Source organism: Nonomuraea sp. KM88, assembly GCF_052245635.1.
Taxonomy (GTDB): Bacteria; Actinomycetota; Actinomycetes; order Streptosporangiales; family Streptosporangiaceae; genus Nonomuraea.
In genome coordinates, this window is record NZ_JBQQCC010000003.1 from 211,180 (window position 1) to 235,584 (window position 24,405).

A 24,405-nucleotide genomic window follows, 5' to 3' on the forward strand; every position below is an offset into this window, starting at 1 on the left:
TTCCTGCGCTGCCGGGTGTGATCGGGCTGGCCGGTGAGGTGGGGCAGGTTCGGGCCTCGCGCCCCTTGCCGCCCGTCTTCATGAAGGCTTCACACAGGCAACCGCACGAACCACACGTGACCGCGCTTGAGTGCAGCACAAGCACACAGGAGTGGAACGTCAGGTCCGGCGGCTGCGAGGAGAAGACATGCGACATCAGGTACGGCTGTCGACGATGGCGGCCTCGGTGGCTGTGGTGACGTTGGCCGTCGCGGGGTGCGGAGCGGCCGGGACGCCCGCCGGAGAAGGCAGGGCGGAGTCCTCGACCGGCTCCTCCAGGTCGGCCGCCCCCGTCGAAGCGGTCGAGATCGACGAGGAGAAGTGGTTCCGCGAGATCCGCCTGGAGGACTGGGCTGCGAATGGCGGCGACCCCGCCGTGATGCAGGCGGTCCTGCGGCGCATCCAGGAGTCGACGGACGAGCGGGAGAACGCGCAGTGGTTCGACACCGTGATCGAGCCCGGTCCCGGCAACTGGATCACGGAGTGGACCACGGTGGGGAAGGAGGCACTGGGCAAGGCCGACGCCGCCCGAGCCGGCGGCGATTCCCGTGCCGCGCGGGACTGGTATCGCGCGGCATCGATCTACTTCACGGTGGCCGCCTACCCCCAGCACCGGGAGTCGGCGCACGAGGAGGACGCGTACAGGAGGGCGAAGGACGCCTATGAGAAGGCCGCCCGTCTCGGGGACTCGGGCTTCGAGCGACTGCGGGTGCCCTTAGAAGGCGGAACGTTCGAGGCGTTCCTCCACCTCCCCAAGGGCGACGGCCCGTTTCCCGTCGTGCTCTCCACGGGCGGCATCGACGTCGCCAAGACCCAGAACCGGCCGTTGTTCGACAGGCACCTCGCTCCCGCCGGGATCGCCATGGTCTCGTTCGACAACGCGGGATTCGGCGACAGCAAGGACTGGCCCGCCGACCACCCCGCCATGGACCGCCTGCACAGCGCCGTTGTGGACAGGCTGCGCGAGCACGACCTCATCGACGCCAAGCGCATAGGAGCCGTGGGTGTGTCCTACGGAGGAAACACGGTGGGACGTCTCGCCTTCACCGACGAGCGGGTCAAGGCCGTGGTGTCCGTCTGCGGCCCGGTGCATCAGGCGCTCGACGCCGGCCTCGAGTTCATCGACAACCTCCCGCCGCAGCCGCGGGCGGCGCTGGCCGCCCGCCTCGACGTCCCGGTCGGGAACACCGAACGGCTGGCGCAGCTCGTCAGAAGGACGTCGCTGGTCAACCAGGGCTACGTGGGCAAACAGCGAACTGACACCCGATCCTGGTGGTGGCCACGGCGGATGACCCCTTCGCGCCGGTCGGCGACATCAAGCGGCTCGCCGCCTCATCCGCCGACGGCGAGGTCAAGATCACCGGCGGCCATGGACACTGCCCGCCGGTCAAGGAGCGCGACCAGGTGACCTGGGACTGGTTGAAACGGCACCTGTGACACGAGACCCGTGACACCGGCAGCTCCGGTGAGGCCGGTCCCCGCGGGCGCGGATCTCGCGGGAGGCCGGGATGCCCAGGTCAGGATGCGTCAGCTTGCCGCAGGACCGTGCGGCTCCACCGGCTCCACGGCCGGTGCGATTCGCGGCGGGCATCGCGGGCCCCGCCGCCGAGCTCGCGCCCTGAATCCCTGGAACGCCCGCAAGCAGATCCGCCTCGTACGTGCGGCGCTGGGCACACTCGCCGCTTCGTGGTCACTCACCCATGCGCAAGGGTGCCACCCTTACGAGTGACACCCTGCTCGACCAGCGTCGATCTGGTCGGGACGACAGGATTTGAACCTGCGACCCCTTGACCCCCAGAACTACGGTTTAAGCGTTGCCGCAGCTCAACAACCGAGCAGCGACAGAATTAAGCGTGTAGCCAAATGCAGTTTGTGTGGCTGCATGCAGGGCGTGTGGTCCCCAAGTGGTCCCCGCGCGACGCGTGAGCCGACACGGCAGCTCGGTCATTGGCCAGGCTGTTTATCGGTGGACTCTTCAAGTTGCAATTCGCGTTTGCGTTGCTCGTCCTTCAGTTCCTCCATGTTCTGTGCGAATCTCTTAAGCACTAATGCCTCATCCTCTTCGTCATACTCGCTGATTCGCAACTCGACAGCTTTTAGATGCCTCTTCATCGCATCAGCCGTTTGTTGCTGAGTCGTACGTCGTTCGCGAAATTTAAAGAATCCGGCAGCTGCTGCGGCGACGCTAACTAGACCACTAGAAATAGCTGTAACGAGACGAACTATAGGCTGATCTCCGCCCCCCACCGCGATGCCGGCAAGGCTTGTAGCAGTGACAGAGCCAAGGATTACGATCCACTGCAGGATGTTGGCATAGCGCTGGTTACGCCGAGCGTGCCGACTTAGTTCGTCGATGTCGTTAGTGGCGATCAAGCGATAGATGCGAAGAGCCGAGATCGGATTGGCTTCCTCTCTCGCAGCTAAGTGGAGTTGCTCCGTCTCAAACGTCCGAAGAGTGTGTACATTTTCAGATATTCTAGGACGAATCTTGATGAGATGGGTCGCAGCTACCGCCGTCGAGATGGCGGCGGCAGCAAATCCTATAAGAGTAAAAGGGGTGCGATAATTAGTCCAGATCCCGATGAACATGGCGCTGCCAAGAAACCCAGCTGCTACCATACTCGCAATGAGCCATATGGCTTGAAGAAGTCTTGTGGTACGAAGATTACGTAGGGTTGATTGCTGCTCAACTAGCTTACGCGCAGATTCACGCTGCTCGGCGTCGAGACCTTCCGCCGCAGCGCCTCTGTCGCGATGTGGCCCGACATCACTCATACGCTCCCCTGTTCGAAGTCTTAGGGTGCGATTCTCTTCTGGGCACACCCTCAGATCCATCGTTATAAGGCAGGCGTCCGTAACAGGTACGGGCCGCATCGTTATCTATGGTGCACTTCGAGCAGCCGCAGACTCAAGCTCGCAAGGGTCCCCGGCGGACAGCTGAAGCGTAGGGCCGTGCCAGCGGTACGGGGTCCCACCTCTAGACGTCCCCCCATCGATTCGGCTATCAGGCATCCGATGAGGCGCCGACGCTTCGGTGTGAACTCGTGGCATGACGGTCGCCGAGGGTCGATGCGGTGCCCGAGAGGGCAGCGAAGATCACGGACGGTCGCCCCAGGCCGGTGAAGCTGCTGCACCGCGCCGACGCGCGAGTCGCATGTGTCCGAGGGAGGACTTGGACCGTTCGCCTATCTATTGAGCAGCTTCGGCGCACCGTGGCTGGACATCTCGTGACTGGGATAGATGATCGGGTAGATGTGCAGGAGTCTCTGAGCGGACCGAACCGTCAGTATGGAAGGCTATGGACTGTGAGCATAGGTGAACGGAGCGGAGTCGTCGGCCTCGGGTACGAGGGGCGTGATCTAGATGGCTTTGTTCGTGATGTAGCCGAGATGGGCTTGGCGGCGTTGGTTGATGTGCGCCTGAATCCGATTTCGCGTAAGCCAGGCTTCAGCAGGAGACGGCTGGCTGAGGCGATGTTCGAGCACGGCATCAGCTACGTCCACATGCCACAACTCGGCAATCCAAAGTGGAATCGAGCGGGGTTCGGTGTAGGAGGAGCTGAGCTTGCTCAGGCGGTAGCAGCGTACGCTGAGGAGATCAACTCACCTGAAGCAGATGGGGCTATCGACGATATCGTGACGATGGCACAAGAAGGCCTGACAGGCTTGTTGTGTTTCGAGGCCAGCGAAGACAGATGCCACCGGCAAGTCGTACTCGAACAGGTAAATGCCAGGCTAGACGTTCTCCCGACCTCGCTCTAGCGGCGAGGATAGAAGGCGCCTAAAACGCTGAATACATGCTGCCGCTTTGCTTGATTACCGACAAAGAAGACGGTATCGCGATCTACGGCGCAAATCTCCCCTAGCCAGCGCTTTCGTAGCTCTTGCTGGGCGGTGGCATCATCGTGCGTTCTGAGGTGACGCTGGTGAGCAACGACTCCCAATCGAGCACGCCTTGGCGATGTCCCTTGCACGTTGGTGTATGGCAGCGGTAGCGATACCACGCCTTGAAGCGAGGAGCTTCAAGAGCTGTACGGGGACCACTCTCGAAGAGAGCGTCTTGGCGAACGTATGCGTCGATCTTCGCTAGCTCGTCTGGCGTCCAGCCGGGATGCAGTTCAATGTCTAGGCCGTCTACCCGGCGAGGGCGTATGGCCGCTAGTGACCGTGCCGGCGGGGTGGTGCGGACTGCGGCGAGAAGGTCGCACATGGACCGGTCGATGTGGTCAGCGATCCAGGGTAGGCGCTTGGGCCAGCCGTCAAGGTGGCCCACCTTTTGCAGCGTTGGGATGACTGGCCGCCAGCTCTCATGTCTGGGGTCCGCGGGTGCTGGCTTGGCGTCCAGGGTCACTATGTCGTATTTGCGGAAGGCGTTTGGATCCTCTAGGGCGCGGAAGTTGATGGGGTACAGCCGTATCCACTGGTGCTTCTCGGGATCCATTCGCAGCGCTGCGACGCAAACTGTTTCGCCGTACGTCTGCGACGGGTTAGGTGCCGCTTTGACGACAATCAAGAGCTTTAGGCGTTCTGGGCGGTTTCCTCCAGGTTTGGAAGTAGTGGCGTCAGGGTCTGGTGCGAAGAGAGATTGCTGTGTCACGGGCGTGACCCCCCTCGCGCGCCGAGTGAGGCGGCGCAGCCTGGACCGTTACATAGACACTTCGATCTATGCATATCCCATGGGTTCGCCGATGTCACGCCTGGTCAAGGAAGTGTCTCCCGGCGTAGGCATTCTGGCGCATCCGCGTTTGACCGTGCGGTTGTAGCTCAGGTAGTCCCCCATCGCCTGACAGTCACCCAAAGAGCTTGCGTCCAGGGGGTGCATTAATGTCGGTGCCAATCGTTTTCGCGAACTCGCGCTCAGCATCGAACGTTGGCCTATTTGAGATTACAAAGCGGGAGGCCATGAACACCTGCGCCGAGTTCTCATTCCGAACCAAACTTTCCGTAAATACAACCGGAGAAATGTGGCAGTCGTATTGAGAAATCCCGGAGTTTTGCCATGGATTTTCGTCCGGATAGCAGTAGAGAACAGCGTTCGGGGCAAGCGGGTAGACCAAATAGGCACCCTTGCTGAGAATGCCCGCCTTTAGCCACATTCGATTATCGGATGTCCTGAAGGCCACGGGATTGTCCGATGCGATGAACGGAGTCGGAGTGCCATTGTGACCAAACAGCCATGTGCAACCTCTTATCCGGCCTGCAATTTTCGAGATTATTTCATCATTCCATAGCAGCTCGGCGTGAAGTGCCCGCATCTCGTGATCAGAGTCGATGGATCGCCCCGTAGCCGTCCGATAGAAGGCCGCGAGTGTCGATCGTGTATCCGCCGTTCGAAGGAACTGAACGGCCAGAAAGAGGCTGACGATTTCGCGGTTGATGTCAGGCACGATGAGCGCATCGTACTTGTCCTGGCTGATCCATTCGAGCCACTGACCGGTGATCATAGAGACCTCACCTTCAAGATCCGCAAGCTGTCTCTCTAGAGTCAGTGGGTCACCGCCTTGTTCGGCGATGTAGGAGAGGAGGTAGAAATTGGATTCAGCGGCGATTGATCCTGTCGTCGTGGGAAAGATTCTATCGCTCCTGCGGTCCCAGACCCAAAGGCGGCTATCTGAATCGAGGAATCGGCGCAGGTAGAACTGAGGCACGTAGTGGTGAAGCTTTGGATTTCCCACAACGACATCATCTGCTATAGACATCGAGGAGGCAATCCGATTAAGGCAGAGGCTTCACCTGAAGGCTGCAATCGTCATCTCGGGCATCAGCTGTTCAACAGGGGTGAGGCGTTGTGGTCATCTCCTCGTCGGGCAGGTGCAGCCATACCGGGCCGGTCGTGCCGGGGCAAGCCGTCGTTCCCGTGTACATGCGTCCCGGTGAGCTTCCGCGTGTGCTGGTTGCCCTGCCCGCAGGCGGCGGCTTGCTCTGGTGCGGCTGGTCTGGTTTCCCTCCGGGTGACCGGCGAGGAGATGACCGCCATTGCCGACCTTGGCTCATCTTCGAGGAGGGCCGGGGTTTGGGGCAGCGCCCCAAAGGCTTTGTCCTTTAGTGATGCCGGTGAAGATCCTTAACGTGCGCAAGTCTGCGAGTCTCTTCACTGTTGACCCGGGAGGATACGCGGGCTGTGAGTTGGCCGCTTGCAGGCTTCTGCTATGTGGTGGGAGGTCGAGGAATATGGAGGAGAGTGACGCTTCCAGCCCTTACCTGGCTTATCCCCTCCCGGTGGTGCCGCTTGCCGGCACGCGCGCCGCCGCGGGCGGACGGCCGGGACGAGCCGGGCCGCCCGCGAGCGAGCGCGCTGGTGCGCGGGCTCTGCTTCGCTGGATGTCCCTCGCGGTGGTGCGCTGTCGGCAAAAGGAAGTAGCGGAGGGGTGGGCATGGTAGGGCTGACGCTTGCTCCTGAAAGATCGCGATCTTCCGAGCTGGCTGGGGCCGAAGAGGCTATCGAGCTGCACCGCTACCCGCTAGACCCGTTCCCTCAGCTCTCCGTGAAGCTCCAATCAACGAGCACCTCATCTAGCCCGAACCGTGATCGCCCAGCTTCTCGTGATCACGTGGTGCCCGCCGCTGCGCGGCGGGCTTGAAACCGCAAGGAAACTTGTAACAGGGTGATCCAGGGTCACATGAGGGTGACACCGTCGTGGTGCCGAATTGCCGGTGCATCTTCATGTAGTGCGTCGAGGATCCGGACGGAGAACGCCTCGGTCACCATGTCGCGGATCTCGTCCTCGGATGCCCAGTGGAAGGCTGTGACTTCCTCATTGGTGACGAGCTGGCCGCCGGTTGCTTTGCAGCGGAACACGAGTGCAACGATGCCTCGGGCCATGTTCTTGTAGACGCCGGTGAGGGCAAGAGGTTCTACGATCAGTCCGGTCTCTTCCAATACCTCTCGGCGTACGCCATCGGTGATGGTCTCGCCGATCTCCAAGACGCCCCCAGGGGCCTGCCATTCGCCGTTGTCGGCTCGGCGCGTGAGCAGGGCTCGGCCAGTGTCGTCGACGACGACGCCGGCGACGCTCACTGAGTGGCGTCGGTCATGCTCGACCATCGGTTACCTCCCATGGCTAGGCTATCGGTAGTAGATGTACAGACGAGTGAAGGAGCTTGGTGTGGTCAATGAGGGAGTCTTGATCAATGACATCGATCCGAACAGCGACCGCGCCGTGTTCCGTCAGATCGCTGACCAGCTGCGGCAGGCGATCGAGAGCGGCCGGCTTCGTGAGGGCGAGAAATTGCCCTCCGAGGCGGAGTTGATCGAGCACTACGGCGTGGCTCGCATGACGGTGCGCCAGGCCATACAGGAGTTGAGGAACGAAGGGCTGGCGGTTGCCGAGCATGGTCGTGGTGTCTTCGTCCGCAGGCGGCCTCCGGTGAAGAGGCTGGCGTCGGACCGGTTTGCACGGCGGCACCGTAAGGATGGTAAGGCGGCGTTCCTCGCCGAGTCGGAGGCCGTGGGCGCCACATCCGCGGTTGACATGCTTTCGGTGAGCGAAGTCCGAGCCTCTGAAGAGATCAGCGAGCGCTTGGGCATCAGCCCTGATGAGGTCGTGGTGGCTCGGAGTCGGCGGTACCTCCGTGACGGGCACCCAGTAGAGCTTGCGACCTCGTACGTCCCGGTTGGTATTGCGCGTGGTACCAGGATCATGGAGCCGAACACCGGGCCGGGCGGCATCTACGCGCGGATCGAGGATCAAGGGCACACCCTGGAGCGGTACGTGGAAGATGTCTCCACTCGGATGCCCACGCGCGAAGAGGCCAAGCAGCTGAACCTTACGTCCGGGACTCCGGTGTTCCGGCTGGTCCGTACGGCGTATGACATCGATGGGATGGCGGTCGAGGTCTGCGACACGATCATGTCGGGTGACGCCTTCTTGCTGTCGTACGAACTTCCTGCGCATTAGTCGTTGACACCTCCCCTGCACTCCTCTATACATGTAGTAGCAACTCCTCTAGTCGAGTAGGTGACTAGAGATTACATCGTCGATCGAAGAGGAGAGCACCCTGTGCGCAACATCCCGGTGGACACGTCGTCCATGTCGTTCACGGTCGCGGGTGAGGCTGAGCCCAAGATCGTAGATCGGGCGACGGGTGAGGTGAAGAAGGATGCGGAGGGGCGTGACTTGTACACGCTGCCGCTGCTGCCGATGCCGAACGATGACCGGCGTAACCCGGTGATCACGGTGACGTTCCCGTCAGCGGACTTCCCGCAGATCCAGCTCGGTATCAAGGTCCGTCCGGTGGGGCTGGTCTGCTTCTTCTGGCAGATGAACGGCCGCTCGGGCATGGGCTTTCGTTGCGAGGCGGTGCGTCCTGACACGGGCAAGGCCGCGTGATGGCGGCGCTGATGTGTGTCGAGTGCGGCTCGACACAGAACCTCGCGGAGCAGTTCGACGCGCGTTACAACAAGATCGTGTTGCTGTGCGCGTACTGCCACTACGTGGCGACGTCGAGCACCGCGTGATGATCGTCTGGTCCCGGAGCGGCGCTTGGCTTGGCGGCGTAGGCCGCTCCGGGGTCTCCCACCACTCAGAAGAGGAAAGGAGACGGCTCTAGTATGCGGGATTTCCTGCTGTGGGCGGGCACGGCGCTGCTGGCTACGGGCGTGTGCCTGTGGGCGTGGCGGCGGTTCGCGCCGGTGTCGTTCTGGCTGGTGATCGGGTTCCCGGTCAAGGCCGTGATGGTGTACGGGACGTGGCGGGCGGTGGCCTCGGGCTGCGGTCTGTCCAAGCGTCGGCGCCGCTGGCGGTGGAGCGTGCCGGGCTTCCCGGGTTGGGGGGCCGAGTGATGGCGGCGTCGAAGAAGCGCACGCTCACCGACAAGGAGATGTCTCTCATCCTGGATGCCCTCTCGGAGCGGCAGAAGCGCGACATGCTCTCGTACTTGTGCGGCTGGGACGAGGAAGGTTTCCAGAACGCGCTCAAGCAGATGGGCGGTGGCGGCTGATGCATGGGCTGATGGGCAAGCAGCGCCGCAAGCTGCACCGCGTCCAGGTCGAGAAGGCTCCGCGGCTCGGGCTGATCCGCCCGACTCCGCTCGGGTTCCAGCTCACCGCGTACCTGCATGATGGGCAGACGCCGGAGGACTACGAAGACGTACTCGACAAGCTCGCGCACGCCTGGCGCGTGCACAGTGTGCGGCTGGTGTCGTGGAAGCCGGGCCGGGTGACGCTGGCGGCCACGCTGGTCGATCCGCTGGACACGGTGGCCGGGCTGGAGGTGATGGCTAACGGGCTGCTGCGGGTGCGGGTCGGGCTGCTGGACAACGGCAACCCGTACGTGATCGATTTCCGGACGGTGCCGCACTGGCTCAACGTAGGTGCAACGCAGTCGGGTAAGTCGAACCTGGCCAACGCCCTGATCAAGGGCTTGGCGCCACAACCGGTGGCACTGGTCGGCTTCGACCTCAAGGGCGGAGTGGAGTTCACCCCGTACCAGGCCCGGCTTTCCGCGCTGGCCACCGAACGCCGCGAGTGCGCTGCGCTGCTGGCGGATCTGGTCGGCATCATCAAGGCGCGCATGGAGGTCTGCCGGCAGTACCGGGTCAAGAACATCTGGCACCCGCGACTGCCGGAAGCGGTCCGGCCGACGCCGATCGTGGTGCTGGTCGACGAGATGGCCGAGCTGTTTCTGATGGCGGATCCGGACAGCGAGAAGGAAGAGGTGGCCGCGGTCGCCACCCGGCTGCTGCGGATTGCGCAGCTGGGCCGGGCGTTCGGCATCTACCTGTTTGTGTGCGGGCAGCGCGTGGGCTCGGATCTGGGTAAGGGCGTCACCGCGCTACGAGCGCAGCTGACCGGCCGGATCTGCCACATGGTCAACGATGACGAGACGGCCAAGATGTGCCTGGGCGACATGGACCGGCGCGCGGTCGCCTCGGCTCGGCAGATCTCGCCGGACCGGCCGGGCACGGCCGTGGTGATCGGCTCCGATAGCCGCTGGCATCACGCCCGTTCGGTGCACGTGCTGGAGGAGGAGGCCGAAGCCGCCGCCGAGGAGTATGCGGAGCTGGCTCCCTCGTGGGCGTGGCTGACCGGTGGCCCTGCCATCGAGGTGGACGGTGGCGCCGAGTTGGAGCAGGCGGACGTGGAGGAGTTCGCCGAGCCCGACCTTGAGGACCTGCGGGTCTAGCGATCTCGACAACCCGGCCCAGGCGTGAGCCCTGATCACGCCAAGTCCCTACCCGCGTCTTGCCGAAAACCGGCTGGAAGGGGGGTGCAGTGTCTCGCTGCGTGGATCTGACGGGGATGCGCGAGCTGGAAAGGCCGTGCCGAAGCTGCGGCCACCAACGAGCGGTCCATACGGGCGGCGCGAAGCCGGGCGGCTGGGCGATCTACGAACCGATGTGGGCGAACGCGTCGGGCTGGTGCACACACCTGGGCTGCGGTTGCCGGGCCCGGAGCTGATCGAAAGGAGGCGGAGACATGTCACGGGTTCGTGCGCTGCTGGCCGATTCGGGGCCGGTGACGGTGCTGGCGGTGATCGCCGCTGTCGGCTCCTTCGACCACATCTCGAGTCTGGCTGCGAAGTACGGCCAGTACGGCTGGCGCTCGTGGGCGGTGGCCGTGTGTATCGACCTGGTGTGTGTGATGGCCGCGCGGGAGATCCAGCGCGACAAGCGCACCGGCCGGCGCCGACGCGGGCTGATGTCGTGGCCTTCGCTGGTGCTGGCGGGCGGGATCGTGCTGACCTTGGCGGCGAACCTGGCCGAAGCACCGAGTAGCGCGTGGGGCTGGATCCTGGCGGCCACGCCCGCGGGCGCGTTCCTGATCGCCATGTCCATGATCGAGCGCCGCGCCGGTCAGCACACGCCTGCACCCGCCGCCGTTCCCGCCTCCGGTGACGAGATGGGCGGCCTGGTGTGGGAAGACGCGGCCCTCGCCGCCACCACGAGCGAAGCCACGCCTGAACCGGCTCACCACACGCGCGTGGACCGCGTAGAGGAGCTAACCCCGCCTCCCCCGCATCGCGAGGCGGAGAGTCCGCCAGAGCTGGAGTCCGCCGTAGCCGAAAGTGCCGGCGGCCAGAGCGAGACGCACCCATCGCCCTCGCCCGCGCTGCTGGCCTACGCCCGACGCATCTCGACCGAACACCGCGCCGCGCACGGACGGCCGGTCACCGCAGATGTGCTGCGAGCGCGCATGCACATCGCACCCGAACTGGCCGCCGCGCTGGTGGCTCACGTGGAGGACTGACGTTGCATCCGGCCGCCCACTGCTTCCCCGGTGGGCGGCTCATGGAAAGCCAGTCCCTGCCCCCTCGGAAGAGACCAGTCCCTGCCCCCTCGGAAGAGAGGAGAACCGAACCGATGATGACCACCGATTCGACCGTTCGCTGCGAGTTCATCGCGGGCCTGCGCCGTCTGGCGCAATTCCTGGCCGACAACCCCAAGGTGCCGGTGCCGAGCAACGGCATGACGCTAACGGTGCACGTGGTCGACGACAACGACGACAAAGAACGCGCCCAGGTAGACCGTGTGGCCGAGCTGATCAGCTCTCCGGCCAGTGGCGGCGGCCACTACAAGACCACGCGCGACTTCGGGCCGGTCACCTACGAAGCGCTGGCGATCAGTGAGCGGTGCATGCGCGACTACGACGCTCTGACCAGCTACCGGGGGGCCGTCACGGCCTGACCCAGGGAGGAGGTGCGTTGATGTTCCGTCGCAGAGTTCTACCGCTCGCCGGGCTCGCGTTCGTCGCGTTCTACCTGTTCAGCCGTCCTGAAGCCGCCGCCGCGTCGATCAACGGCGTCGTGGATCGGATCCTCGGCGGGGCCGACAACCTGGCCGTGTTCCTGGCGGCGCTGCTGGGCTGATGAGGCGAACGGGACGACCCTCAACCTGTTCGCCGAACCCGACGTCAGCGTCGGGTCGCCCACTCGATGAGGCGCAGGCCGCTGTGACCCGCAAGACGCGCACGGCAATCGCTGCTCGGCCGCAGTCCCCGCTTAAGCCTTCGGCCGACAAGCGGCATGCCGTGATCAGCGATCGGGCCGCGCAGATCCCGACGTAGGCAGGCGAGTGCAGCAGGTTGCCCGACTGGCAGGCACCTCGGGTTTGAGCCCCGAGGCGGGCGCGCACCACCCCGCAACCCCGACAGGAAGGAACCGCATCGTGAACCAGCAGATGGCCAAGGCGCTCAACGACGTCGCCAACGAGCTCGAAGCGCAGGGCCACAAGTCGTCCGCCAAGTACGGCGAACTCGCCGAGCGAGCCAGGCGTGGCGCGCCGGTGGAGGAGATCCAGGCGGAGGCCCGGCGCCAGTACGTCGAGGACAGAGCGACGCTCGGCGTGCTCAAGGAGCGCCTTCGCGACATCTCGCAGGGCCGCTACTGACCCCGTCCGCCCGCCGGTAACCAGGCCGGCGCCGGGTTCGAGCCCCGGACGGGCGCCATGAGCGTCATTCACCAACCGAGTTTGTTCGAGGTCCCCGCAATTCACACCATCACGCAAAGGAGAAACGTCATGGCAAGAGCTGGACAATGCCGCACCTGCCGCGGCTACGGCAGGATCACCGAACTGAAGTCCCAGATGAAGAAGGGCCAGCTCCTCATTATCGAGGTCCGCCGTGCCTGCTTCACCTGCCGGGGCAAGGGCTCACGCTGATGCCGCCCCGCACCCCCGCGCCGCCGGAAACCGTCGAGGTGTGTCCGGCATGTGAGGGCCGCAAACTCCTCTGCACCACGGTGACGAAACATCGGTGGCTGCTGCGCTGGAAAATGCAGCGCTTCCGGCTGTGCCGCACCTGCAACGGCACCGGAGGAACTACCCGCAGATTCCCGCTCGAACGTCAGGAGGTGAACATGGCCGGCAAGCATCGCAGAAACACAAGAGACAAGAAGCCGTGCAAATGGTGCAAGGGCAAGGGCGAATTCCACTCCGGGGCCGTCTCGATCAGATGCGGCAGATGCGGCGGAACCGGCCAGCGCTAACCCATTCGCGACCAGACGATGAAGTGCGCAGGCAAGAAGGAAGTGAGCATGAGGATCGGTAAGAAGGTTGCGCCGTTGAAGTGCGATAAGTGCTTCGGTCTCGGCCGCGTAGAACACCAGGTATGGACGCTCGGCAAAGGCTACGTCCACGAAGGCCGAATCTGCCGGAAATGCAACGGCAACGGGGTACTCCGTTCCCGCTGAGTGACATTGCGTCCGGCCGCCCACCTCGTCGGAGGGCGGCTCACGGAAAGCCACTCATCAGCGAAACAGAAAGGAGACAGCAATGGGCAATCCCCCCTGCCCGGACTGCGGACAGACGGACAGCACCTGGTACGAGAAAGACCAGGTCGAAGTCTGCAACAACTGCGGAGCCATCATCTGGGAGGACCTGTGACCCGACCATGAGAAACAGGCGAACGCGCCCGTTGTCGTGGTACGCGTGCTGCACCTGCAACGGCACCGGCATCGACCCAGAGAACCGACGATGCAGAGACTGCGACGGGACGGGCATCGACAACCACGAGAAAGACGCCAGCGAATGAGCAGGCGGAAGAGACCTCCTCCGCGCAAGCCGCCTCAGCGGTGCTCGATATGCAGAGGCTACTTATACGTTCGCACCGGCGCATGCCCTAAATGCGATCGATGAAAGGAGGGAGCAGCAGTGAAGGACACCATGAGATACCGCACCGCTGGAGGCGCGGTCGTCACCTGGCAGATAGAGCCGTACCTGAGCGGCTGGGGACCGTACTCATGCAACGGTTGCGGCGCCAAGGGCGTCGGCAGCCCGTCAATGGCGGAAAGACACGCTGCGGCCTGTCGAGCGATTGCCGACTGATGCCGCGCGTACACGCCAACGATAAGCGGGTCACATGCCCCGACTGCCGATACGAAACACGACTGGCGCGCTTCGAGGTGCTGTTCGTCGGTGAGGCCGGCGTGCAAGCCGGATGCCGCAACTGCCGCTACTCGTTCTGGGTCACCTTCGACTAGCCAGCTTATGAGCAAAGGAGGAACGGTGATGATGATTCGCCAGTCGCAAGTCGAGAGACTCAAAGCCGCAGTACGCGCTTATGAAAGAGCTCTCCGCTACGGCACCAGCAAAGAACAAGCACGCTGTCATGCCGTGCTCAACGCCGCCTACCGCAATTCATCGCGAGACGAGATCAACGCTGCCCTCACCTGATCACGACTCGACCATTCACGGGGGTGCGCGCCCACGGAACGGCTCAGCTTGCCGGCCTTCCGCCGTCCCGGCGGGCGCGCTTCCTCCCTCACTCGTCAAGCAAAGGAGATTCCAGTATGCAACACACCCAGCCCACCACCATGCAATGCACCCGCTGCGGCGGCTCCGGCAGATCCCGCGGCAAGGTCGACGTCCGCCCGTGCCCCCGCTGCAAGGGCACCGGCCGACTGTCCCTCGACGACCTCGACAGGCTCGGGCTATGAGCACGCCCGTACGCCAGCGCTGCGATCGCTGCCGCGGCGCAGGGTGGATTCCCTGCTCAGTGTGGGACCCGGGCAACTGCCGCGGATGGCGCCGCTGCGGCGACTGCACCGGAACCGGCCTACTGCACGCAGGCCGATGACCCGCTACCGCGTCCACATCACCGAAACCTACGCCGACGACGCCGACCACCCGTGGAGCGTGACTCGGCACATCACCGCCGCGACCGGCGCCCACTGCCAACGCCCGGTCCAGGTCAACGCCAACGGCCAGCGCCGAGTCATCGCCTGCGGCCAGCGTCTGCCCGCCGACCGGCAGTGCGACGCCTGCCGTGCCCGCATCGACGTCATCGAGGTAAGGAGGCAACGAGGGTGAGCGCACCCGCGCCGCTCGCCGAGCTGGTCGGGCCGGTCGTCCGCGACCTGGCCCGACGCTCCGGCACCGACCTGAACCGCTGGCTCGAACAAGTCCACCGCCTGGGCGGCTGCACCGAACCCGTACGCCTGACCGGCGAAACCCTCACCCTCGACGCCCGTTCGGGCGAGGTCATCTCCAGCTACAGCACCGACCGCGAACCCCACGGGCAGCTGCTCATCCGCTGCGGCAACCGCCGCGCCTCCCGCTGCCCCTCCTGCGCCGAGCTGTACCGCCGCGACACCTACCACCTGATCCGCGCCGGACTCCTCGGCGCCGAAAAGGGCGTGCCGACCACCGTACGCACCCACCCGAAGGTGTTCGCCACCCTGACCGCGCCCTCCTTCGGACCGGTGCACCGCGGCCCGGACAAGAACGGCACCCGCCGCGTCTGCCACCCGCGCCGCACCAGCCCGGCCTGCTTCGAGCGGCACAAGAGCGACGACTCCCGGCTCGGCCAACCGCTCGACCCGGACTCCTACGACTACATCGGCCACGTGCTGTGGAACGCCCACGCGGGCGAACTGTGGCGCCGCTTCACCACCTACCTGCGCCGCCACCTGGCCGCCGCCGCAGGACTGACCCACACCGCGTTCACCAAAGCCGTACGGGTCTCCTTCGCCAAGGTCGCCGAATACCAGGCCCGCGGCATCGTGCACTTCCACGCCGTCATCCGTCTCGACGGCCGCGCCGACGACCCGGCCGACGTCGTCGAACCTCCCGCCTGGGCCACCCTCGACCTGCTGGAGGCCGCGATACGCTCGGCCGCCGCCGCAGTCAGCCTGACCGCCCCGGACCTCGGCCAGCCTACGCGAGAGCTCGTCTGGGGCCGCCAGGTCGACGTCAAAGCCATCCACACCGGCGACCTCAACGGAGACCTCTCAGAGCAGGCCGTAGCCGCCTATATCGCCAAATACGCCACCAAGAGCGCCGAAACCTCCGGCACCCTGGATCGCCGCATTCAGCCTCACGACCTCGCGCGACTGCACGAGCACGGCGCAACCCAGCACGCCGCGCGCCTGATCCGCACCGCCTGGACACTCGGCAGCCCGACAAGGCACCCGGACTTGCAACACCTCAAGCTCCGCAAGTGGGCGCACATGCTCGGATTCCGCGGCCACTTCTCCACCCGCTCCCGCGCCTACTCGACCACCCTCGGCGCCATCCGCAACGAACGCGCCGACTACCGCCGCGCCCAGTTCCTCGACGCACGGCCCGACCTGGCGGAGGAGTCAACGCTCGTGCTGGCCCACTGGAGCTTCGCCGGTCAGGGCTACACCACAGGCGAATCGCTTCTCGCGGCCGTGCTTCCGACCGCAGCAAAGGAGGGAATCCCATGATCAACACGTCAGCTACTGCCAGCCCTGATCTCCTGCATGCGGGGTGGTACACGACCGAAGAGCTCGCCCAGCTCGTAAAGGTGGATCCGTCGACATTGCGACGCTGGCGCACGCAGAAACCCGTGCAGGGCCCGCCTTTCGTGCGCCTGTCTGAGCGTATGACGCTCTACAGCGTCGATGACGTGCGCACCTGGCTGGAAAGCCGCCGCACCGCTCCGGAGGAAGCCTGAGGTATGGCCGACAAGCAGCTTCCCCCGGTGGGAGTGTCGCTGTCGCCGGACGTCGAGCACCGCCCGAACCGGCGCAAGCCGTACCGGGCTCGGGTGCGCTGGATAGACCCCGTGACCAAGAAGCGGCTGTCCAAGTCGGAGTCGCTCGAGACACCAGAGCAGGCTCAGGCATGGTTGGACACGATGGAGGCAGCCGCGCGTGGAGGGGTCGATCCTCTCCTCGCCACCGCGCCATTGTCCGACTACGGCCAGAGCGTCATGAAGCTCGCGCTGCGCGGTCTGGAGCGGAAAACGCTTGATCCTTATCTGGCCGGATGGCGCAAGCGGGTGGTGCCGACGCTGGGTCACCTCCCCGTACGGCTGATCACGTACGGAGTCGTAGATCGCGCCGTGCATGCGTGGATCGCTGATGAGTGCAGCCAATCGACGATCAAGAACAGCCTGGCCGTTCTCGTACGGGTGATGGAGCAGGCAGTACGAGACGGCGTGATCGATCGGAACCCCGCGAGAGTGAGCGGCTGGCAACGCGAGTTCCAGCGCGCTGAAGACGAACTGGACGATCCGCGCTCGCTGGCGTTGCCCACGTGGCAGGCGCTGACCTCACTGGCCGCGGCTCTCGTCGAGCGGTCCGCGGGCCGGTATGGCGGGTGGGGCGATGTAGTGATCTTCGCAGCCTGCACGGCGGCCAGGATCGGTGAAGTATCCGGCGTCCGGGTGGAGGACGTGGATCTGAACTCCTGGTTGTGGACCGTGCGCCGCCAGACCACGCCCGGCCCTGGCGGGTTGATCGACAAGGGCACCAAGGGCAAGCGGGCTCGCACGGTGCCCCTGATCGGCGAGGTGCGTGAGCTCGTCGCCGCCCGTGTGGCCGCGGTGGGAGGTAGGCCCAAGGCACGCTTGTTTACGGGTCCTCGCGGGGGCCGGATCAGCACGGCCGTGCTGCGCGACGCGACGCACTGGGACGAGGTGGTGACCGCGCTCGGATACGAGTACTTCCGGCGCCATGATCTGCGGCATACCGGGCTCACCTGGATGGCCGATGCCGGCGTGCCGGTGCACGTGCTGCGTAAGATCGCTGGCCACGGGTCGCTGACCACGACGCAGCGCTACCTGCACCCGGATCTGCGCACGATCGCCGACGCCGGAACCGCGCTGAGCGCGCACCTGCGGGCGCCTCGGTGGTCCCCCGATGGTCCCCAATTGCGGCTGATCGAGGGCGACCGGTGATCGGTGGCCGGGGACGACGAAAGCCCGTCATCTTGGAGAACTCTCCAGATGACGGGCTTTGTCCTACCGTCGGGACGACAGGATTTGAACCTGCGACCCCTTGACCCCCAGTCAAGTGCGCTACCAAGCTGCGCTACGTCCCGATTGTGTCGGCCGCCCCCTGCGGGGCGGGACGTCATAACCTTAGCGCACATCGAAGGTGCACGCGTACACGGAAAGCGGGAGCGGAGGGGGCCGGGTGGGGCGTAAGCCGACCATTGATCGGGATGAGCTGGCCAGGCTGGTCGCCGAGGGGAGGAGCGTGCAGGAGCTGGCCGCTCACTTCGGTGTCAGCACGTCCGGGGTGTTGCAGGCCAAGCGGGCCGCCGGGCTGGCCAAGCCGATGCTCGACCACCGCGCCGCCCTCCCGTGGAAGCTGGCCCGCGCGCACGTCCAGTCAGGGCCCGCCACCAATCTGCGCAATCTGTCGGCGGCGGCGCAGGGGAAGCCGCCGGCGTCCGACCGGCTGAACACGGCGCTGCGCTGGGCGCAGCGGCTGGTGGACGAGGGGCTGGACGTGCGGTACGACCCCGATGCGGGATTCAGCGAGGTCCCCGCGTCACCAGCGGGCTCACATGTCGCGTCGGTGCTGGCCGCGGCGCGGAAGGCGCTCGAAGCCAGCTGAGGGCAAAAGTTTCGGCACGGCTCTCCCGGGAAGTCGGCCGGTCTCGACAAAGAGACCGGAGGCGAACATCATGACCACCTACATCTGGGTGGCCGTCGTCGTCATCGCGGTGGTGGCGCTCGCCGCAGTTGCCTACGTCGTGCAGCAGCAGAAGCGCCGTAACCACCTCCGTGAGCGTTTCGGCCCCGAGTACGAGCGCATAGTCGCAGACCATGACAACCGCCGCGACGCCGAGCAGGAGCTGCTCGACCGCGAGCAGCGGCATTCCGAGCTCGACATCCATCCCCTGCCGGAGGAGTCGCGGGAGACGTACGCCAACCGGTGGACCGAGGTGCAGGAGCGCTTCGTGGACGCGCCGGGTTTCGCGGTGACCGAGGCGGACCAGCTGGTCACCGCGGTCATGGCGGAGCGGGGTTACCCGACGGATGACTTCGAGCAGCGGTTGTCCGACCTGTCCGTGGGGCACGCGGAGACCCTCGACCACTACCGGACGGCTCACGAGATCAGCGGGCGGGCGGCCAAGAAGCAGGCCTCCACGGAGGAGCTCCGGCAGGCCATGGTCCACTACCGGGCCCTGTTCGAGGAGCTGCTGCACGAGACCACGCGAGGACGGTGAGAGTGATGAAGAACAGCCACGACGAGCTGAAGGTGCCGTCGCAGCGCGCCGACGAGGTCCGCGGCGACGACCGTGACGAAGGCCGGGCGGTCGCGGACCGCAGGCCCGGCGAGGAGGCCGGAGGGCCGATCGCCGGCCGTCCCGAGAGCATGGGGCGCGCCGACGGCCGCCATGAAGGGCTGGAGAGCTCCGCCGACGAGTACGACCCCGCCGTTCCCGGCGCGGACCCATCGGCCGAGCCGGATGAGGACGCCGCCTACCGGGACCCGTACGCGAGGACCGGCGGCGACCTGCGGACCGAGCCGGAGCCCGGCCCGGTCGACGTCCAGGCCGCACCCGAGGAGGTCCCGGCGCACGCGGCTCCCCAGGACGTCGTCCTGTTCGACCAGGACCCCACTCAGGTGCAGGCGCGCTGGCGCGACCTGCAGGCGTCGTTCGTGGACGACCCCGGCGAGGCCCTACGGCGCGCCGACGGTCTGCTCGGCGAGGTGGTGGAGTCGTTCACCAGCAGCCTCACGAGCCGCACGGGCGCCCTGCGGGACGGCTGGAAGGGCACCGGTGCGCAGGACACCGAGCAGCTGCGGCTGGCGCTGCGCGACTACCGGACCGTCCTGGAGCGCCTGCTCGACCTGTCGGGATCCCCCGGCCAGACGCCGGTGGGCTCCGGTCAGGCGCCCGGCCAGGCGCCCGGCCAGGCGCACCACCAGGGCCACAGCCACGGGATGAGGTGACCTGGCATGCTCGCGATAGTCGCGGCGATCGTCTTCGGGCTGGGCTTACTGCTCGACCTGCTGGGCGTGAACATCCCCGGAGGGGTCTCCGGTATGACGTTCGTCCTGCTGGGGCTGACCCTGCTGGCTCTGCACCAGGCAGGCATCGGCACGGCGAGCGTGCGCAGCTACGGCGGCTGGCGTGGCCGCGCCAGGCGCTGACGACGCGCGGTCCGCGCGCCGCCCGGGTGATGTGGCGGCGCGCCGTGTCGCGCCGCGCGGGTTGCGCCGCGCCGGAGCCCCTTCTCCTGATCACGCATTGCCCGGAGTTCCGTCTCCTGGTCACGTGTTCCGGGGAGCCCCTTCCCCGGGTCACGCCTTGCCGGGGAAGCGCATGACGACGGTGCTGCCGGCCTCTCCGGTGTGCACGGTCAGCTCCGAGGCGAGCAGGCGGGCCACCCAGAGCCCCATGCCGCCCACGGCCCCCGGCAGGGGCCCCGGTTTCCACGGGCCCTTGTCGTGAACCTCGACGACCAGGTCACCGCCGGCCGCCCAGGTGCGCAGGACAGCCTGGTCGCCGCCGTGGGTGACGGCGTTGGTGGCGATCTCGTTGATCGCGATGACGAAGTCGGCGACGGCGTCCTCCGCCATGCCCGCCTCGCGGGCCTCCTCTTCGGCGAACTGCCGGACCTGCGGCAGGTCCGGCAGCCGGAAGCGTAGTCGTTTCACGGGCGCGCCAGGGGGCGGGCCCGTGTGGCCCGGCTGGGGCTCCACGTCCTCGTTCACCCGGCGACCGCCCCTGTTCAGCCGACGAGTTCGGCGCGTAGTTGATCGAGCACCTTGCGCAGGATGCGTGACACGTGCATCTGCGAGATCCCGAACTCGGCGGCGATCTCGGCCTGCGTCATGTTGCCGAAGAAGCGCAGCAGCAGGATGTGCTTCTCCCGGGAGGGCAGGGCGTCGATGAGCGGCTTGACGGCCTCCCTGTCGACCATGGTGCTCAGCGTGTCGTCGTCCTCGGGGATGACGTCGCCGAGCGAGGCCGCGTCGTCGTCGGAGCCGAGCGGGGCGTCGAGCGACAGGGTGCTGTAGGCGGCGGAGGCGTCGAGGGTGAGCAGGACGTCCTCTTCGGTGATGTTCATCTTCGCCGCCAGTTCGGCGACGGTGGGCGACCTGCCGAGGTCCTGGCTGAGATCGGCGACGAGCCTGTTGAGCTCGGAGCGGCGTTCCTGGTAGAGGCGCGGCACCCGGATGGCCCAGGTGCGGTCGCGGAAGTGCCGTTTGACCTCACCGGTCATGGTCACGACCGCGTAGCCCCTGAACGCGTGCCCGAGGCTGGGGTCGAAGCCGTTGACGGCTTTCATCAGGCCAACATATGCGGCTTGGAGAAGGTCCTCCAGTGGTTCGCCCCGGTAGCGGTATCGTCTGGCGATCTCCATGGCGAGCGGACGGTGCATTTCGACGATGCGTTCGCGCAGCCGCTCGCGGTGGCTGCTGGAGGTGCTTTCCCTGACCATCTCGGCCAGGAGCTCTTCCGCGCTCATCTCCTCGAGGATGTGCTCCTGCACAGCCATGGCTGCTCCTCGTACGGCTCGCAGGCGGTCTCCCCCCAAGCGAAGAAGCCCAGGCAGAGGCACGCCTCGCTCAACTATCGAGACGGAAGCCCTCTGCTGGACCTCGCGAGAAGTGTCCCCCGTGCCGCCGGAAGTATTCCTCCCTGGCGTGGTGACAGTAGGGTTGCTCCGTGACAATGCCGGAAAACGGCGACGGGCCCGCGGCGGCTCTGAGCCTGACGTCATCGACCGTCGACTCGGTCACCGTGGTGCGGGTCGACGGCGTGCTCGACGCCACGACGCGCGAGCAGTTCGCCGACTACCTGTCGCTGGCGGGCACCGGCCTGATCCTCGATCTGGCCGGAGTGACGTTCATGGACTCGCGCGCGCTCGGCCTGATCGTGCACCACTGGCAGACGAGTCTGACCTCGGGCGCGAAGTTCGCGCTGATCGGGGTCGAATACTCCAAGTCGAAGGTGATGTGGATCACAGGGCTGGCCCAGCGCCTGCCGATCTACGACACGCTCGACGACGCCCTGGCCGCCATCGGGTGAGGCTCAGCCCTTCGACTTGCGCTGGTGCTCCTCGACCAGGAGCCTGGCCAGGTCGGCCACCTTGACCTGGTGGTGCTGCGAGATCCTGCGCAGTTCCTCGAAGGCGGCCTCGGCCGTGCATCCGCTGGTCTGCATGATGATGCCCTTGGCCTGGTCGATCACCGACCGGCCGGCGAGGGCCTCCTGCAGCTGGGCGGCGTCCGTACGCACCTCGTCGAATTCCGACAGGTTCGCCATGGCCACCCCGACCTGCTCGGTGAGCATGTCGGAGAGCGAGTGGGCGCCCTGCGGCGAGAACGCGCCGGGACGCACCGAGTAGAGGCCGACGACCAGCACGGCGGGCGCCACGTCGATGGGGACGGCGAGCACCGAGCGCACGCCCCAGCGGGTGGCCAGCGCGTCGTAGCGCGGCCAGCGGTTCTCGGTGAGCACGTCGGCGACGGTGGCCCGTCCGCCGCTCTGCCTGGCCTCGGTGGACGGCCCCTCCCCCAGCTCGTGCTCGCCTTCGACGAGCATGATGAGCTCGCTGTGCGAGCCGGAGACCAGGACCCGGTGATCGCGCCAGTGCTCGGCGGAGGCTCCGGAGCAGCCGGGGACACCCGCGGTCAGCGCGGTCGTCAGGCCGCGCAGCACGCTCTCTGTCGAGGTGTCCTCCCCGAGGCGGCCCAATGCCGCCAGGTCACGGGCGAGTCCGGGGGTGAGCATCGCGGTGGATTCCATAGCAACAAGCCTCTACCCCTTATGGCTAGCATTATCCCGCGTGGCGTAGCGTCAGACCATGACCACGCCGGACTTCGAACACGCGCTGGACGCGCTGGCCGGGCGCGTCTCATCGCTGCGTGCGGCGAGGGCCGCCTATCCTTCGGACCTCGCGCCCACGCTGGACGCCGCGCTCGCGGAGCTCGACACCGCCGCCGAGCTGCTGGCCGAGGCCAGGGAGCAGTTGCGCAAGTCCCCGAAGCGGGCAGGGGCGAAGAAGGACGGCGGCGCGCAGCGCGAGCTGAAGTTGCTGCGCCAGGTGTTCAGGGCCTTCCCCGTGCCCGTCATCGTGCTCGACGGCGGCGGCGTGGTGCGGCGGATCAACCCGGAGACCTCACGGATGCTGGGCAGCCCCGACGGCTACCTCGTGGGCCGGTCGTTCCCGCTGCTGGTGGACGTGTCGCGGCGGGCGGCGTTCCGGTCGCACCTGACGTCGGTGCTGCAGACCGGGCAGCCGTCGGCGTTCGAGACCCGGCTGGCGCACCAGGGGCGCACGCACACCGTGCAGCTGGCGATGATCAGGCTGACCATGCCGGGCGAGCCGCAGCAGATGGTGGCGGCGATCGCGCTGCCGATCGAGGTGCAGGTGCCCGAGCCGGGCGCGCGCAGGCCCGAGCAGTCCGACGGGGCGCTGCTGCTGGCGGCGGCCAGGCGGCAGGACCTACTGGTCAAGATGGCCACGTTGCTGCTGGACGAGGAGGCGCTGCGGCGTCCGGTCGCGCTCCCGCGGGCGACGCGGCTGCTGGCGGCCGAGTGGGCCGACTGGGTGATCGCCGACGTGGTGCGCGACGGGGTGCCGCGCCGTTCGGCCGTGATGGCGCCGAAGGACCAGCCTCTGGGTGAGCTGGCCCGCCAGGTGGAGTCCGCCGACCCGGCGACCAGCCAGGTGGTGCTGCAGGTTCTCGACCGGGGCTCCGGCGTGGTGCACGAGATGGTGGAGGACGAGACGCTGCTCGGTTTCTGCGCCGACGGGCCGGTGCTGACGGCGATGGGCGCGAGCTCGCTGCTGAGCGTCCCGATCGGCGGCCGGGACGGCGTGCTGACGCTCGTACGCACGCACGACAGGCAGCCGTTCGCGCTGGCCGACCTGGCCGTCATGCAGGAGGTGGGACTGCAGCTGGGCCTGGCGGTGCGCGCGCAGAGCAGTTTCCAGAGCCGCGCGCGGGCGGCCGACGCGCTGTCGGCGAGCGTCGCGCCGCGCAACCTGCCCGACATCCCCGGCTACGAGGCGGCGGCCGTCTACCACCCGGGGGCGTCGGTGGGCGCGGAGTTCTACGACGTGTTCCCGGTCGCCGGCGGGTGGGGGTTCGCGTTCGGCGGCGCGGCGGGCAAGGGCGAGGAGGCCGCGTCGGTCACCGCCATGGTCCGGGGCGGCCTGCGGGTGCTGAGCGTCTGGGAGTCCGACCCCGACCTGGTGATGCGGAAGGTCAACGAGGCGCTGGTCGCCCAGGGCTCCGGGCTGTTCGTGATGGCCGTGGCGGGGTTCGTGCAGGGCCGTACGATCCGGCTGTCGTCGGCGGGGCACCATCCGGCGGCGCGGGTGCGCAACGACGGCACGGTGCGCTTCGTCGCGGGCGGCGGCGTGCCGCTGGGCATCGCGGCCGAGGCGGAGACGCAGGTCGAGACGTTGACGGTCCCCCCTGGCGAGACGCTGGTGCTCTATTCGGAGGGCCTGGTCTCCTCCAGGAACGCCGAGGGCGAGCCGTACGGCGACGAGCGGCTGGCCGACGTGCTCGGCCGGTGCGCGGGCCAGTCGCCGTCCACCGTGGTCAAGGCGGTGGAGGCGGATCGGCACGCGTTCTCGGAGGGCCAGGTGTGGGATGAAATCGTGGTGTTCGCGCTCCGAGGTGTCTGATCTGTAGGGGTTTGCGTTTCCGCCGAAGCTGGGTATGGTCGGTGCAGAACGACGTGCCTAAGACGCAGGCACACC

Annotated in this window: 30 protein-coding genes and 1 tRNA gene; 23 read left to right on the forward strand and 8 right to left on the reverse strand. The window is 66.5% G+C overall.

From position 1 onward, the window contains the following. The first annotated feature begins 187 nt into the window (after positions 1 to 187). Positions 188 to 1,447: an alpha/beta fold hydrolase gene (locus ACTWPV_RS10575; protein ID WP_443151599.1), complete on the forward strand. Its 1,260-nt coding sequence runs from the start codon at positions 188 to 190 to the stop codon at positions 1,445 to 1,447. A 536-nt stretch (positions 1,448 to 1,983) separates the two neighbouring features. Here ACTWPV_RS10575 and ACTWPV_RS10580 read toward each other — a convergent pair. Beyond that, positions 1,984 to 2,814 (reverse strand): DUF4231 domain-containing protein, encoded by an 831-nt coding sequence (locus tag ACTWPV_RS10580; protein ID WP_443151600.1) that lies wholly within the window; start codon positions 2,812 to 2,814, stop codon positions 1,984 to 1,986. 530 nt (positions 2,815 to 3,344) lie between these two features. Between ACTWPV_RS10580 and ACTWPV_RS10585 the strand changes: the two genes are divergently transcribed. After that, a complete protein-coding gene (locus tag ACTWPV_RS10585; RefSeq protein WP_443151601.1) occupies positions 3,345 to 3,800 on the forward strand; it encodes a DUF488 domain-containing protein in 456 nt (151 codons plus the stop codon). A gap of 1,028 nt (positions 3,801 to 4,828) precedes the next feature. On the opposite strand, the gene ACTWPV_RS10590 is transcribed toward ACTWPV_RS10585, so the two are convergent. Together ACTWPV_RS10590 and ACTWPV_RS10595 are read right to left on the reverse strand one after the other, a co-directional pair. Beyond that, positions 4,829 to 5,713, reverse strand: coding sequence for a DUF4238 domain-containing protein (locus ACTWPV_RS10590; protein WP_443151602.1), 885 nt, complete (start codon positions 5,711 to 5,713; stop codon positions 4,829 to 4,831). A 941-nt stretch (positions 5,714 to 6,654) separates the two neighbouring features. Then, complete coding sequence (locus ACTWPV_RS10595; RefSeq protein WP_443151603.1) at positions 6,655 to 7,083, reverse strand: NUDIX hydrolase; 429 nt, start codon at positions 7,081 to 7,083, stop codon at positions 6,655 to 6,657. 79 nt (positions 7,084 to 7,162) lie between these two features. Here ACTWPV_RS10595 and ACTWPV_RS10600 point away from each other — a divergent pair, with 79 nt between their 5' ends. The 9 genes from ACTWPV_RS10600 (at position 7,163) to ACTWPV_RS10640 (ending at position 12,365) form a co-directional block, all read left to right on the forward strand. Continuing rightward, the gene (locus ACTWPV_RS10600; RefSeq protein ID WP_443151604.1) at positions 7,163 to 7,936 is read left to right on the forward strand and encodes a GntR family transcriptional regulator; all 774 of its coding nucleotides are present in this window, start codon (positions 7,163 to 7,165) and stop codon (positions 7,934 to 7,936) included. 102 nt (positions 7,937 to 8,038) lie between these two features. Continuing rightward, entirely contained in the window at positions 8,039 to 8,368 is a 330-nt protein-coding gene (locus tag ACTWPV_RS10605) for an SCO3933 family regulatory protein (protein WP_443151605.1), read from the forward strand. A gap of 221 nt (positions 8,369 to 8,589) precedes the next feature. After that, positions 8,590 to 8,820 carry a hypothetical protein gene (locus ACTWPV_RS10610; protein WP_443151606.1) on the forward strand — a complete coding sequence of 77 codons (231 nt, stop codon included), beginning with the start codon at positions 8,590 to 8,592 and terminating at the stop codon, positions 8,818 to 8,820. Further along, entirely contained in the window at positions 8,820 to 8,978 is a 159-nt protein-coding gene (locus ACTWPV_RS10615) for a hypothetical protein (RefSeq protein WP_443151607.1), read from the forward strand. The genes ACTWPV_RS10610 and ACTWPV_RS10615 overlap by 1 nt, the downstream gene beginning before the upstream one ends. A gap of 11 nt (positions 8,979 to 8,989) precedes the next feature. Beyond that, positions 8,990 to 10,162 carry an FtsK/SpoIIIE domain-containing protein gene (locus ACTWPV_RS10620; RefSeq protein ID WP_443151608.1) on the forward strand — a complete coding sequence of 391 codons (1,173 nt, stop codon included), beginning with the start codon at positions 8,990 to 8,992 and terminating at the stop codon, positions 10,160 to 10,162. Positions 10,163 to 10,455: 293 nt separating this feature from the next. Continuing rightward, positions 10,456 to 11,226 (forward strand): DUF2637 domain-containing protein, encoded by a 771-nt coding sequence (locus ACTWPV_RS10625; RefSeq protein WP_443151609.1) that lies wholly within the window; start codon positions 10,456 to 10,458, stop codon positions 11,224 to 11,226. Positions 11,227 to 11,339: 113 nt separating this feature from the next. After that, positions 11,340 to 11,663 carry a hypothetical protein gene (locus ACTWPV_RS10630; protein WP_443151610.1) on the forward strand — a complete coding sequence of 108 codons (324 nt, stop codon included), beginning with the start codon at positions 11,340 to 11,342 and terminating at the stop codon, positions 11,661 to 11,663. A 20-nt stretch (positions 11,664 to 11,683) separates the two neighbouring features. Beyond that, positions 11,684 to 11,845, forward strand: coding sequence for a hypothetical protein (locus ACTWPV_RS10635; protein ID WP_443151611.1), 162 nt, complete (start codon positions 11,684 to 11,686; stop codon positions 11,843 to 11,845). Positions 11,846 to 12,143: 298 nt separating this feature from the next. Then, complete coding sequence (locus ACTWPV_RS10640; RefSeq protein WP_443151612.1) at positions 12,144 to 12,365, forward strand: hypothetical protein; 222 nt, start codon at positions 12,144 to 12,146, stop codon at positions 12,363 to 12,365. 164 nt (positions 12,366 to 12,529) lie between these two features. Here ACTWPV_RS10640 and ACTWPV_RS10645 read toward each other — a convergent pair whose 3' ends face one another. Continuing rightward, on the reverse strand, positions 12,530 to 13,111 hold the full coding sequence (locus ACTWPV_RS10645) for a hypothetical protein (protein WP_443151613.1): 582 nt from the start codon (positions 13,109 to 13,111) through the stop codon (positions 12,530 to 12,532). Positions 13,112 to 13,982: 871 nt separating this feature from the next. On the opposite strand from ACTWPV_RS10645, the gene ACTWPV_RS10650 reads away from it, so the two are divergent. The 6 genes from ACTWPV_RS10650 (at position 13,983) to ACTWPV_RS10675 (ending at position 17,619) form a co-directional block, all read left to right on the forward strand. After that, positions 13,983 to 14,147: a hypothetical protein gene (locus ACTWPV_RS10650; protein WP_443151614.1), complete on the forward strand. Its 165-nt coding sequence runs from the start codon at positions 13,983 to 13,985 to the stop codon at positions 14,145 to 14,147. Between the two features lie 116 nt (positions 14,148 to 14,263). After that, the gene (locus ACTWPV_RS10655; RefSeq protein WP_443151615.1) at positions 14,264 to 14,410 is read left to right on the forward strand and encodes a hypothetical protein; all 147 of its coding nucleotides are present in this window, start codon (positions 14,264 to 14,266) and stop codon (positions 14,408 to 14,410) included. A gap of 136 nt (positions 14,411 to 14,546) precedes the next feature. After that, complete coding sequence (locus tag ACTWPV_RS10660) at positions 14,547 to 14,783, forward strand: hypothetical protein (protein WP_443151616.1); 237 nt, start codon at positions 14,547 to 14,549, stop codon at positions 14,781 to 14,783. Then, positions 14,780 to 16,162, forward strand: coding sequence for a replication initiator (locus tag ACTWPV_RS10665; RefSeq protein WP_443151617.1), 1,383 nt, complete (start codon positions 14,780 to 14,782; stop codon positions 16,160 to 16,162). Before ACTWPV_RS10660 ends, ACTWPV_RS10665 begins: the two co-directional genes overlap by 4 nt. Then, on the forward strand, positions 16,159 to 16,392 hold the full coding sequence (locus ACTWPV_RS10670; protein WP_443151618.1) for a helix-turn-helix transcriptional regulator: 234 nt from the start codon (positions 16,159 to 16,161) through the stop codon (positions 16,390 to 16,392). The genes ACTWPV_RS10665 and ACTWPV_RS10670 overlap by 4 nt, the downstream gene beginning before the upstream one ends. 3 nt (positions 16,393 to 16,395) lie before the next feature. After that, the gene (locus ACTWPV_RS10675) at positions 16,396 to 17,619 is read left to right on the forward strand and encodes a tyrosine-type recombinase/integrase (RefSeq protein WP_443151619.1); all 1,224 of its coding nucleotides are present in this window, start codon (positions 16,396 to 16,398) and stop codon (positions 17,617 to 17,619) included. Between the two features lie 69 nt (positions 17,620 to 17,688). On the opposite strand, the gene ACTWPV_RS10680 is transcribed toward ACTWPV_RS10675, so the two are convergent. Then, positions 17,689 to 17,762, reverse strand: a tRNA-Pro gene (locus ACTWPV_RS10680). Positions 17,763 to 17,857: 95 nt separating this feature from the next. On the opposite strand from ACTWPV_RS10680, the gene ACTWPV_RS10685 reads away from it, so the two are divergent. The 4 genes from ACTWPV_RS10685 (at position 17,858) to ACTWPV_RS10700 (ending at position 19,831) form a co-directional block, all read left to right on the forward strand. Then, the gene (locus tag ACTWPV_RS10685; RefSeq protein WP_443151620.1) at positions 17,858 to 18,283 is read left to right on the forward strand and encodes a hypothetical protein; all 426 of its coding nucleotides are present in this window, start codon (positions 17,858 to 17,860) and stop codon (positions 18,281 to 18,283) included. Positions 18,284 to 18,353: 70 nt separating this feature from the next. Next, a complete protein-coding gene (locus ACTWPV_RS10690; protein ID WP_443151621.1) occupies positions 18,354 to 18,899 on the forward strand; it encodes a hypothetical protein in 546 nt (181 codons plus the stop codon). Between the two features lie 5 nt (positions 18,900 to 18,904). Further along, positions 18,905 to 19,630: a hypothetical protein gene (locus ACTWPV_RS10695; RefSeq protein WP_443151622.1), complete on the forward strand. Its 726-nt coding sequence runs from the start codon at positions 18,905 to 18,907 to the stop codon at positions 19,628 to 19,630. Positions 19,631 to 19,636: 6 nt separating this feature from the next. After that, a complete protein-coding gene (locus ACTWPV_RS10700; protein ID WP_347621399.1) occupies positions 19,637 to 19,831 on the forward strand; it encodes a hypothetical protein in 195 nt (64 codons plus the stop codon). A 150-nt stretch (positions 19,832 to 19,981) separates the two neighbouring features. Here the strand turns inward: ACTWPV_RS10700 and ACTWPV_RS10705 are convergent, their stop codons facing one another. Then, positions 19,982 to 20,338, reverse strand: coding sequence for an ATP-binding protein (locus tag ACTWPV_RS10705; protein WP_347642912.1), 357 nt, complete (start codon positions 20,336 to 20,338; stop codon positions 19,982 to 19,984). Positions 20,339 to 20,412: 74 nt separating this feature from the next. After that, positions 20,413 to 21,183: a SigB/SigF/SigG family RNA polymerase sigma factor gene (locus ACTWPV_RS10710; protein ID WP_443151623.1), complete on the reverse strand. Its 771-nt coding sequence runs from the start codon at positions 21,181 to 21,183 to the stop codon at positions 20,413 to 20,415. Between the two features lie 176 nt (positions 21,184 to 21,359). Here ACTWPV_RS10710 and ACTWPV_RS10715 point away from each other — a divergent pair, with 176 nt between their 5' ends. Further along, on the forward strand, positions 21,360 to 21,716 hold the full coding sequence (locus tag ACTWPV_RS10715) for an STAS domain-containing protein (protein ID WP_347643144.1): 357 nt from the start codon (positions 21,360 to 21,362) through the stop codon (positions 21,714 to 21,716). A gap of 3 nt (positions 21,717 to 21,719) precedes the next feature. Here ACTWPV_RS10715 and ACTWPV_RS10720 read toward each other — a convergent pair whose 3' ends face one another. Further along, complete coding sequence (locus ACTWPV_RS10720; protein WP_443151624.1) at positions 21,720 to 22,436, reverse strand: ANTAR domain-containing response regulator; 717 nt, start codon at positions 22,434 to 22,436, stop codon at positions 21,720 to 21,722. 58 nt (positions 22,437 to 22,494) lie between these two features. Here ACTWPV_RS10720 and ACTWPV_RS10725 point away from each other — a divergent pair, with 58 nt between their 5' ends. Beyond that, complete coding sequence (locus ACTWPV_RS10725; protein WP_443151625.1) at positions 22,495 to 24,330, forward strand: SpoIIE family protein phosphatase; 1,836 nt, start codon at positions 22,495 to 22,497, stop codon at positions 24,328 to 24,330. Positions 24,331 to 24,405 lie beyond the last annotated feature (75 nt).

Bases quoted from the DNA above. Each gene is read 5' to 3' on its own strand.
- ACTWPV_RS10630 (WP_443151610.1), top strand. From the start codon at position 11,340: ATGATGACCACCGATTCGACCGTTCGCTGCGAGTTCATCGCGGGCCTG.
- ACTWPV_RS10635 (WP_443151611.1), top strand. From the start codon at position 11,684: ATGTTCCGTCGCAGAGTTCTACCGCTCGCCGGGCTCGCGTTCGTCGCG.
- ACTWPV_RS10675 (WP_443151619.1), top strand. From the start codon at position 16,396: ATGGCCGACAAGCAGCTTCCCCCGGTGGGAGTGTCGCTGTCGCCGGAC.
- ACTWPV_RS10620 (WP_443151608.1), top strand. From the start codon at position 8,990: ATGGGCAAGCAGCGCCGCAAGCTGCACCGCGTCCAGGTCGAGAAGGCT.
- ACTWPV_RS10575 (WP_443151599.1), top strand. From the start codon at position 188: ATGCGACATCAGGTACGGCTGTCGACGATGGCGGCCTCGGTGGCTGTG.
- ACTWPV_RS10595 (WP_443151603.1), bottom strand. From the start codon at position 7,083: ATGGTCGAGCATGACCGACGCCACTCAGTGAGCGTCGCCGGCGTCGTC.
- ACTWPV_RS10710 (WP_443151623.1), bottom strand. From the start codon at position 21,183: ATGGCTGTGCAGGAGCACATCCTCGAGGAGATGAGCGCGGAAGAGCTC.
- ACTWPV_RS10625 (WP_443151609.1), top strand. From the start codon at position 10,456: ATGTCACGGGTTCGTGCGCTGCTGGCCGATTCGGGGCCGGTGACGGTG.
- ACTWPV_RS10610 (WP_443151606.1), top strand. From the start codon at position 8,590: ATGCGGGATTTCCTGCTGTGGGCGGGCACGGCGCTGCTGGCTACGGGC.
- ACTWPV_RS10695 (WP_443151622.1), top strand. From the start codon at position 18,905: ATGAAGAACAGCCACGACGAGCTGAAGGTGCCGTCGCAGCGCGCCGAC.
- ACTWPV_RS10690 (WP_443151621.1), top strand. From the start codon at position 18,354: ATGACCACCTACATCTGGGTGGCCGTCGTCGTCATCGCGGTGGTGGCG.
- ACTWPV_RS10725 (WP_443151625.1), top strand. From the start codon at position 22,495: ATGACCACGCCGGACTTCGAACACGCGCTGGACGCGCTGGCCGGGCGC.
- ACTWPV_RS10660 (WP_443151616.1), top strand. From the start codon at position 14,547: ATGACCCGCTACCGCGTCCACATCACCGAAACCTACGCCGACGACGCC.
- ACTWPV_RS10650 (WP_443151614.1), top strand. From the start codon at position 13,983: ATGATGATTCGCCAGTCGCAAGTCGAGAGACTCAAAGCCGCAGTACGC.
- ACTWPV_RS10580 (WP_443151600.1), bottom strand. From the start codon at position 2,814: ATGAGTGATGTCGGGCCACATCGCGACAGAGGCGCTGCGGCGGAAGGT.
- ACTWPV_RS10670 (WP_443151618.1), top strand. From the start codon at position 16,159: ATGATCAACACGTCAGCTACTGCCAGCCCTGATCTCCTGCATGCGGGG.
- ACTWPV_RS10720 (WP_443151624.1), bottom strand. From the start codon at position 22,436: ATGGAATCCACCGCGATGCTCACCCCCGGACTCGCCCGTGACCTGGCG.
- ACTWPV_RS10700 (WP_347621399.1), top strand. From the start codon at position 19,637: ATGCTCGCGATAGTCGCGGCGATCGTCTTCGGGCTGGGCTTACTGCTC.
- ACTWPV_RS10655 (WP_443151615.1), top strand. From the start codon at position 14,264: ATGCAACACACCCAGCCCACCACCATGCAATGCACCCGCTGCGGCGGC.
- ACTWPV_RS10615 (WP_443151607.1), top strand. From the start codon at position 8,820: ATGGCGGCGTCGAAGAAGCGCACGCTCACCGACAAGGAGATGTCTCTC.
- ACTWPV_RS10715 (WP_347643144.1), top strand. From the start codon at position 21,360: ATGCCGGAAAACGGCGACGGGCCCGCGGCGGCTCTGAGCCTGACGTCA.